Annotated in this window: 1 protein-coding gene; it reads right to left on the reverse strand. The window is 47.5% G+C overall.

Features of this window, described 5'->3' with window-relative positions; all coding sequences use genetic code 11:
- Positions 1 to 221, reverse strand: a 221-nt coding sequence (locus tag KH893_RS13335; RefSeq protein WP_427860488.1) for a mucin-binding protein, incomplete at both ends; no start/stop codon positions are given.

The following is a 221-nucleotide window of genomic DNA, read 5'->3' on the forward strand; positions in this document are numbered from 1 at the left end:
CTGCAATTGCTGTCTGATCTGGTGTGTACCCCTTCAGATCAGGACTAGTCACTGCACCAAATGTTTGATCTGCTGACCATGCCCCATATGTCTGCTCACCAGTGACTGCATCTGTGGACACTGTCCGAGTAAACTCAACTGGCGTTGCCACATAGTCATCGGCTGCCTTGCTACCATCTTTATAGATATAATGGATGGTTTCATTCACAGTCTTCGTTTCG

This window comes from Liquorilactobacillus sicerae (assembly GCF_029916425.1).
Classification (GTDB): Bacteria; Bacillota; Bacilli; order Lactobacillales; family Lactobacillaceae; genus Liquorilactobacillus; species Liquorilactobacillus sicerae.